At 65.6% G+C, this 7377-nt stretch carries 9 protein-coding genes and 2 pseudogenes; 2 read left to right on the forward strand and 9 right to left on the reverse strand.

The features are described 5' to 3' along the window. The first annotated feature begins 264 nt into the window (after positions 1 to 264). Positions 265 to 687: a DUF456 domain-containing protein gene (locus tag JCM19049_RS05970; protein ID WP_306420707.1), complete on the forward strand. Its 423-nt coding sequence runs from the start codon at positions 265 to 267 to the stop codon at positions 685 to 687. A gap of 93 nt (positions 688 to 780) precedes the next feature. On the opposite strand, the pseudogene JCM19049_RS05975 reads toward JCM19049_RS05970, so the two are convergent. The 5 genes and pseudogenes from JCM19049_RS05975 to JCM19049_RS22315 form a co-directional block, all read right to left on the reverse strand. Further along, positions 781 to 1385, reverse strand: a pseudogene (locus tag JCM19049_RS05975) (response regulator). Next, on the reverse strand, positions 1382 to 2506 hold the full coding sequence (locus JCM19049_RS05980) for a histidine kinase (protein WP_054821120.1): 1125 nt from the start codon (positions 2504 to 2506) through the stop codon (positions 1382 to 1384). The pseudogene JCM19049_RS05975 and the gene JCM19049_RS05980 overlap by 4 nt, the downstream one beginning before the upstream one ends. A gap of 69 nt (positions 2507 to 2575) precedes the next feature. Next, entirely contained in the window at positions 2576 to 3256 is a 681-nt protein-coding gene (locus JCM19049_RS05985; protein WP_054821121.1) for an ABC transporter permease, read from the reverse strand. Next, positions 3253 to 3699: a hypothetical protein gene (locus JCM19049_RS22310; RefSeq protein WP_374700242.1), complete on the reverse strand. Its 447-nt coding sequence runs from the start codon at positions 3697 to 3699 to the stop codon at positions 3253 to 3255. Before JCM19049_RS22310 ends, JCM19049_RS05985 begins: the two co-directional genes overlap by 4 nt. Before the next feature lie 33 nt (positions 3700 to 3732). Continuing rightward, positions 3733 to 4169: pseudogene (locus JCM19049_RS22315) on the reverse strand (ATP-binding cassette domain-containing protein); the annotation flags it as partial. A gap of 287 nt (positions 4170 to 4456) precedes the next feature. Here JCM19049_RS22315 and JCM19049_RS05995 point away from each other — a divergent pair. Continuing rightward, positions 4457 to 5155 carry a DedA family protein gene (locus JCM19049_RS05995; protein ID WP_306420710.1) on the forward strand — a complete coding sequence of 233 codons (699 nt, stop codon included), beginning with the start codon at positions 4457 to 4459 and terminating at the stop codon, positions 5153 to 5155. On the opposite strand, the gene JCM19049_RS06000 is transcribed toward JCM19049_RS05995, so the two are convergent. The 4 genes from JCM19049_RS06000 to JCM19049_RS06010 all read right to left on the reverse strand — a co-directional run bounded on the left by JCM19049_RS06000 (position 5152) and on the right by JCM19049_RS06010 (position 7309). Beyond that, positions 5152 to 5427: a DUF2695 domain-containing protein gene (locus tag JCM19049_RS06000; protein WP_054821122.1), complete on the reverse strand. Its 276-nt coding sequence runs from the start codon at positions 5425 to 5427 to the stop codon at positions 5152 to 5154. The two genes, JCM19049_RS05995 and JCM19049_RS06000, sit on opposite strands and share 4 nt — an antisense overlap. Positions 5428 to 5637: 210 nt before the next feature. Continuing rightward, on the reverse strand, positions 5638 to 6111 hold the full coding sequence (locus JCM19049_RS22320; protein WP_306420711.1) for an aminotransferase class I/II-fold pyridoxal phosphate-dependent enzyme: 474 nt from the start codon (positions 6109 to 6111) through the stop codon (positions 5638 to 5640). After that, entirely contained in the window at positions 6108 to 6827 is a 720-nt protein-coding gene (locus JCM19049_RS22325) for a pyridoxal phosphate-dependent aminotransferase (protein WP_306420712.1), read from the reverse strand. The genes JCM19049_RS22320 and JCM19049_RS22325 overlap by 4 nt, the downstream gene beginning before the upstream one ends. Then, positions 6824 to 7309, reverse strand: coding sequence for a carboxymuconolactone decarboxylase family protein (locus JCM19049_RS06010; RefSeq protein ID WP_054821123.1), 486 nt, complete (start codon positions 7307 to 7309; stop codon positions 6824 to 6826). Before JCM19049_RS06010 ends, JCM19049_RS22325 begins: the two co-directional genes overlap by 4 nt. Between the last annotated feature and the right edge of the window lie 68 nt (positions 7310 to 7377).

A 7377-nucleotide genomic window follows, 5' to 3' on the forward strand; every position in this document is an offset into this window, starting at 1 on the left:
CATCGCCGCCAGCCGTCCCCGGCTCGTGCAGGCCCGCGGATGGCAGGATCCGGAATCGCCAACCCCGGCGGTCACCGAGCGCGTGGAAGCCTAGGTCCCTAACCTCCGGGCAACCAGCGCACCGGCCACCGCTGGGGGGGCAGCCGTGGTGTTGCGTGGCCCGTTCCCAGCCCGAGTGCCCCAGCCTGGCTTGCCCTGCCCCCGGGGTGATCGGCGGCAAGGCCAATGGGGGTTCCACCGGGGATGGCATGTCACACTGTAACCGTGGACGCACAGATCATTTACACCATCCTTGCTGGCGTGCTGCTGGTGGTTTCCGCCCTGGGCACCATCTTCCCGGTGCTGCCCGGCTCCCTGCTGGCGATCCTGACCCTGCTGGGGTGGGGTTGGCTGCTGGGCAGCGCCGCCTCCTGGTGGGCGGCCGGCCTGGGCATGCTGATCGCCGCCCTAGGGTGGTCCGCCTCCGCGGTGCTCACCGGGCGCAAGCTCAAGCAACACCGGTGCGCGCGGTCCATCTTCTGGGCCCTGCTGGGCGCGGTGATCGGCGCCTTCGTCATCCCGGTGCTTGGACTGTTCGTCGGCTTCGCGGTGGGCCTGTTCGCCGGCGAAGCCCGCCGCCACCGGGATCTGGGCACCGCCTTTGATTCGTCCTGGGCGGCGCTGAAGGCGATGGCTGGGGCATCCTGATTGAATTTGGGTGCGTGCTGTTGGCCAGCTCCATTTGGGTCATCGGCCTGATCACCCACTTCGCCACCCGCTGATGCGCAACGGAAAACCGTCCTAGATCCAGCCGTTGTCCTGCGCCACCCGCGCCGCTTCGATCCGGTTCGCCGCACTGGTCTTGCCAATCGCACTGGATAGGTGGTTGCGCACGGTGCCCACGGAGAGGTGGATCTGCGTGGCGATCGCGGACACCGGCTGGCCACTGGATGCCAGGGCCAGCACTTCACGTTCCCGCTCCGTCAATGGGTTCACCGCCGACTGGACACTGATCATCGCCAGCTTCGGATCAACCACCCGGCCCCCGGCGTACACCCGGCGGACCGCGGCGGCCAACTCGGCCGGGGAGGCGTCCTTGACCAGGAAGCCGTGGGCCCCGGCGTCGAACGCCTGGCGGAAATATCCCGGACGGTCAAAGGTGGTGACAATCAGGATCTTCACCCCCGGATGCTCCGCCCGCACCTGCACCGCGGTGCTCAACCCGTCCTGCCGGGGCATCTGGATATCCAGCAGGCCACGTCCACCGGGTGTTCAGCCAGGGCCGCGGCCACCTCGTCCCCGTCGGAGCATTCGGCAACCACCTCAATGTCCGCCTCCAGGTTCAGCAGCGCGGCCAGCGCCCCGCGCACCAGATGCTGGTCATCGGCGATCAACACCCTGATCATGTATTGCTCCCCGTCCGCCCAAAATCAATGTGCACGCTGGTGCCGCCCAGCGCCGACTCCCCCACCGTACAGCTGGCCCCAAACAGCCGGGCCCGTTCGCGCATGCCGCGGATGCCGTGACCTTCGGCGGCGGCGCCCAGCCCGTCCCCGTCATCATCAACGCTGACGCTGTGCTGCTCCAGGCGCACCCACACCGCGGAGGCGTGGGCATGGCGCAGCACATTGGTCATGGCCTCGCGCACCACCCAGGCCACATGGGAGCGCAGCGCGGAGGGAATGTGTTCGGCGTTGCCCACCAGGTTGAAGGTAATCCCGTTATCGGCGCACGCCCGACGCAGCTCCTCCAGCTCCGCACCCAGATCCTCCCGGTTGATCCCGTGCACCGTGGTGCGCACCGAATCCAGGGCGGAGACCGCCAGGCTGGACAGCTGCTCCACCTCGCCGCGGGCCCGCTCGTACTGCCCGGCGTCCATCAGCTGCAACGCCAGCTGGGCCTTGAGGTTCAGGGCAGTCAGTGAATGCCCCACCCCGTCATGCACGTCGCGGGCCATTCGTTCCTGTTCGCTGAGCACCAGGTAGTCCGCCCGCAACTGTTCGGCCGCCACCGAATGCTCGATCGCGCTGGAGGTGACGTAGTAGATGACCATCAGCACCAGGTTCAGGCCGATCAAAAACAGCATGTCCAGGAAATCGCCAAAAATGACCGGCAACGCAAAGCAGAGCACCGTGGCCACGGCGTAGGTGGGGTACAGGACCCTGCGCGGCAGCAGGAAAGCGGCATAGGAAGTGATGAACGGAATCAGGCCCAGGCTGCCGCTGCGCAGCACCGGGATGCCCAGCAGCACAATGCCCACCAGCGCGCCGAAGTACCACAACGCCTCCGCCTGGCGGGCACCGCCAAAACCCACCGCCCAGGAAAACCGGGCATAGCCGCGCAGGTACACGGCGGCGAACCCCGCGGTCAGACCCAACCCGATGACCCGGATGGCGGCGGGGTACTCCCCCTGGATCAGCTGCAGGACCGGGAAAATCAGAAACAGGATCCAAACCCCGGAGATCCACCAGCCAAAACGGGCCCAGAACTCATCGGCCTCGCGTTGCGAGGCCTCTAGTCCCGTCACTGCCGCGCCCGCGCCTTGCGGGTCGCAACGACCGCGAACACCGCGAAGATCACTGCCCATAGCACCAGATTAGTCACTGGCATCCACAATGGGTCGGGGGCGAACCCAGTTTCCGGGGCCACCTCGCGCAACTGCAGGTAGCGGATCAGCGCCACGTAGCCGTACATCGGGGTGAACCGGGCAATGTCCAGCATCATGCCCTCCAGCGGCATGAACACGTTGCCGAAGAAGGCGAAGAAGACCATCAGCACCGGCCAGGCCCAGTGCGGACTCGGATTTGAAGACCATGCCCACCCCGATTCCGTAGCAGGCAAAGATCAGCGAACCGCCGATGGTGATCAGGTAGCTGGCCGCCCAAATCCAGTTCTCGCTCACCTGCGCCCCGGTCGCCGCACCCAGGGCAAAGACCAGGGCCGAGGAGATCGCGGCCACCGTGGTGGCCACGAGCATCTTCGAGGAGACAAATGTCGCCGGCGGCATGCGGGTCAGCGCCACCTGGCGGCCCCAGCCCTGCATGGTTTCGGTGGCCACGGTGCCGGCAATCGCCACCGTGGAGACGGCCGCACCGTAGGCGGCCATGGACACCATGACGTAGAACTTCACGTTGCCGAAGCCCAGTTCCTGATCCGTGTAGGAGGGGATGTTGCCAAAGAGCACGTACATGGCGCTGGGCATCAGCAGGGAGAAGACCAGGTTGTAGCCGTCGCGCAGGTGCCGGGCGAACTCGACCCGGATGTAGGTGGCGTTCATGATGCGTCCTGCGTGAGGTGAATGAAGGCTTCCTCCAGGCTGGGCGCGGTGATCTCCAGGTCGTAGGCCCCGCACTCGGTCAGCAGAAGGCGGGCAAAGGTGTCCGAGTCCTGGCAGCGGAAGGTGGCGCGAAGGCCGTTGCGCTCCTCCAGCCGCACCTGGCCTGCACCGTTTAGTGCGTGGTCAATCGATGCGGCGGTGGGCAGGGTCGCCACGACCTTGCGCCCGGAGATCATCTGGCGCAGCTGTTCGGTGGCGCCGTCGGCAACCACTTGGCCGTGGGCCATCAGCACCGTGCGTTCGGCGAAGTTTTGCGCCTCTTCCAGATAGTGGGTGGCAAAGATGATGGTGCGCCCCTCGGTGGCCTCGGCCCGCATGGTTTGCCAGAAGTCACGCCGGGCCCGCACATCCATGCCGGCGGTCGGCTCGTCCAGGATCAGCACATCCGGGTCGGGCAGCAGGGCCAGGGCGAACTTGATGCGCTGCTGTTCACCGCCGGAGCATTTGCCGACCCGCCGCTTGCCGATGGTGTCCAGGCCAGTGCGCTGCATGACCGCTTCAACCGTTCGGGCATCCGGTGCATGGAGGCGATGACCGTGATCGTTTCGCGTACCGTCATGTCCCGCAGCAGCCCTCCGGTCTGCATGACCGCCGAGACCCGTCCGCTCTTGACCGCGCGGTGCGGGTCCAGACCCAGCACGCGGGCGCTGCCGCTGGTTGGCGGGGTGAGCCCGAGGATCATGTCCACCGTGGTGGTCTTGCCCGCGCCGTTGGGGCCCAGCAGCGCGACGATCTGCCCGGTGGGGATCACCAAATCCAGGTCCCTGACCGCCTCGACGCGGGTGCCGCCGGCGCTGAAGGTCTTGCCCAGCCCCTGCAGGGTGACGGCGTCGGCTTTCGTCAGTGTTTGCATGTTTCCCAGTCTGGTTTGGGCGGGCGGCAACGCGAAGAGCCAAAAGTCATGAGCTGGGCATGACGAATGTCATGGGGCGGCATCGCGTCTAGCGCCGGCGGGGGCGGTGATTTCGCTCAATTGGCTGGGAAACTCTCAGAATAATCCCGTAATCTTCTTACCGTGCCTGATCTTTCTTCCCTAGCTTCTTTTGCATCCCAGGGCGGCGTACTGCCGCTGGGTGCCGCGTTTCTGCCTGACTGGCTGAACCCTGCCGTATTCCTGAACGACCCTGCCCTCGGCCCTGGGTGCTGCTGCTGGTGTGCGGCATCGTATTCGCCGAAACCGGCCTTTTGGTCGGCTTCTTCCTGCCCGGGGACTCCATGCTGTTCACGGTGGGAATGCTCATTGCCACCGGAACCATTCACATCCCGCTGTGGCTGTTCTGCCTGGCGATTTTCGTCTGTGCCTTCGCCGGTGACCAGACCGGTTACATGATCGGCAAGAAGACGGGGCCCGCGATCTTCAAACGCGAGGACTCCCGCTTCTTCTCGCAGTCCAATGTCCGGCGTGCCCACGACTTCTTTGAGCGCTTTGGCGGCCGTGCTGTGGTCCTGGCCCGTTTCGTGCCGGTGGTGCGCACGTTCGTCCCGGTCATCGCCGGTGTGGCGAAGATGAAGCACAGCACCTTTGTGTGGTTCAACCTTCTCGGTGCCCTGCTCTGGGGCGTCGGGGTGACCATGCTGGGCTACTGGCTGGGACAGATCGAGTGGATCGAGCAGAACATCGACCTGATCTTCATCCTGATCGTTTTCATCTCGATCATCCCGATCGTTTTCGAGTTGGTCAAGGCATCGATGACCGCGCGGAAGAACGCCAAGCCGAGAGCCAGGATGCTCCAGCTCAGGAATCCCGCTCGAACTCCACCAACAACTAGATCACCACGGCTGCCGGGCATCCTGCGTCCGGGGAACCGCCTTCGGGTCTCCCGGTGCAGGGAGGGCTAGGCAGAACGGCGGCGGAACTGTCCGCCGCCCCATTGCACGCCGCGGCGCATCAACCACTGGTCACAGGGTTGGATGCAGCCGCGGCGTACTCCGTGGCAGACAATGTCGGCGGCATCATCCAACAGCCGGGCCGTGGCCGCACCGGCCGGGCGTACCGCGTTCATCAACACCTCGCAGTCACAGTACGCACCAAGCAGATTGATCTTGCGTTCCAGGGCAGTGGCGCGTGGTGCCGCGGTGTTCCGGTAGTGGATGAGGAACGCAGCGTGCAATCGCAGTCAAAGTCCCGGGCCATTCGGTACAAAAAGCAGATCAGACATTCGTGATCCACGGGTTCGGGCAGATCCGACATGTCGCTCCTTTACTGCTGGAGGGATGAGGTCCCTGCCAGCTTCACCGCTTCACGCCCGCGCCGCGGCCAGTCGCCGCCGGTTTGTGGACAACCACCCGCAATGGGTCTCTTGCCCACAAATCCCAGTTGACTAACCTACATGCCTTGCAAGGAATGCTTCGACGCGGTCCAGCGCTTCGGCCACGCGCTCGTACCCGGCGGCAAAGGACAGCCTGATGTACTGGTGCCCTGCAAAGGGATCAAAATCGCCGCCCGGGGTCAGGGCCACTCCCGCCTCCTGCAAGAGGGCGGTGCAGTAGTCCGAGGCCGTTTCAAATTCGGCCAACACCTCCTGGGCGAGCTTCCCGTAAAGGTAGAACGCTCCGTCGGCAGGGGCCGCCTGGCTAATGCCGAGCTTGTGCAGCCCCTCCAGGACCAGGGCGCGGGTCCGGGCGAACTCCGCCACCCGTTCCTCGGCCTCCCGGTAGCTGGATTCCTCGAATGCCGCGAGCACCGCCTGCTGTGCCGGGGCCGGGGCGCACAGCGCTAGGTTTGAGGCCAGCGCATCCACGGCCTCGACCAGGTCGTCGGGCACCAGCATCCAGCCCAGCCGCCAGCCGGTCATACCCCAGTATTTGGAGAAGGAAGAAACAACGATGGCGCTGTCCGAATGCTTCCAGCGGTCTGCGAACGACGCCCGGGGTCAAACTCGATGCCGTGGTAGATCTCGTCGCTGACCAGCCGCACCCCCTGCTCGTGGCACCAGCTGGCAAGCTGGTCCAATTCGGCTTCGGAGAACATGGTGCCGGTCGGGTTGTTCGGTGAGGCGATGATCAGCCCGTCCAGTCGTCCGTGTTCGGCCCGGGCCTTTTCCAACAGTTCGACACTGGGTTGGAAACGTTCGGCCGGCCCGGTGGGCAGATCCACGACTGTTAGCCCCAACGCCTGCAGGATGTTGGCGTAGGCCGGATATCCGGGCCGCGCCAGCGCGACCACGTCTCCCTGGTCAAAGGCGGCTAGGAACGCCAGCTGGAAGGCTCCGGAGGAGCCGGTGGTCATCACCACGTTCTCCACCGGCACCGGCACCGCGTACTGGCGGTGGTAGTGCCCGGCCACCGCTTGGCGGGTGGAGGTCAGGCCGCGGGCGGGGGTATAGCCAAATTCCTGGTGTTCGCCGTGCAATGCGGCGGCCCGGTCGTTCACGGCCCCGGGGGCGCCGCCACCGGGTTCGCCAACGCACAAGGAGATCACGTCCTGGCCGTGGGCGCGCAACACCGCCACCTGCTCGACAATCTTCATGACTTCAAAGCCCGGAACCTGGGCGCGGCGGGAAACCTTCATTTCTTGGCCTGCACCTTGAATTCGCGCGGGCGCACCGGGTGGCGGGAGAGGATGGAGATGCGGTTGAACGCATTCATGGAGATGGCCAGCCACTGGATGACGGAGAACTCCTCGTCGCTGAGCACCATTCGGGCGCTGGCCAGTGCGGCGACCCGCTCGTCATGGCACGGCAGCTCCGTCGCGGCTTCGGCGATGACCAGGGCGGCGCGTTCGCGCTCGTCAAAAAGATCCGCGTCCTCCCACACCCCCAGCAGGGCGATGCGCTGCATGCTCTCCCCGGCCTCCAGGGCGCGGCGGGTGTGCAGGTCCAGGCAGTAGGAACACCCGTTGATCTGTGAAACCCGCAGGTTCACCAGTTCTGCCAAGCGGACGTCAATGCCGGCCTTGCGGCACGACTCCCCCAGCTGCTCGGAGAAGGCGACGATGGAGCGCCACAGCTCGGGATTGGACTTGTCCAGGAACAGCGGATCAGAAACAGCCATAAGCCGAGTCTAGTGTGCGCCCCCGCTCCCCGAGCCAGCGGATGCCGGCGGGCCGTGCCGGTTCCGGC

The organism is Arthrobacter sp. JCM 19049 (assembly GCF_001310435.1).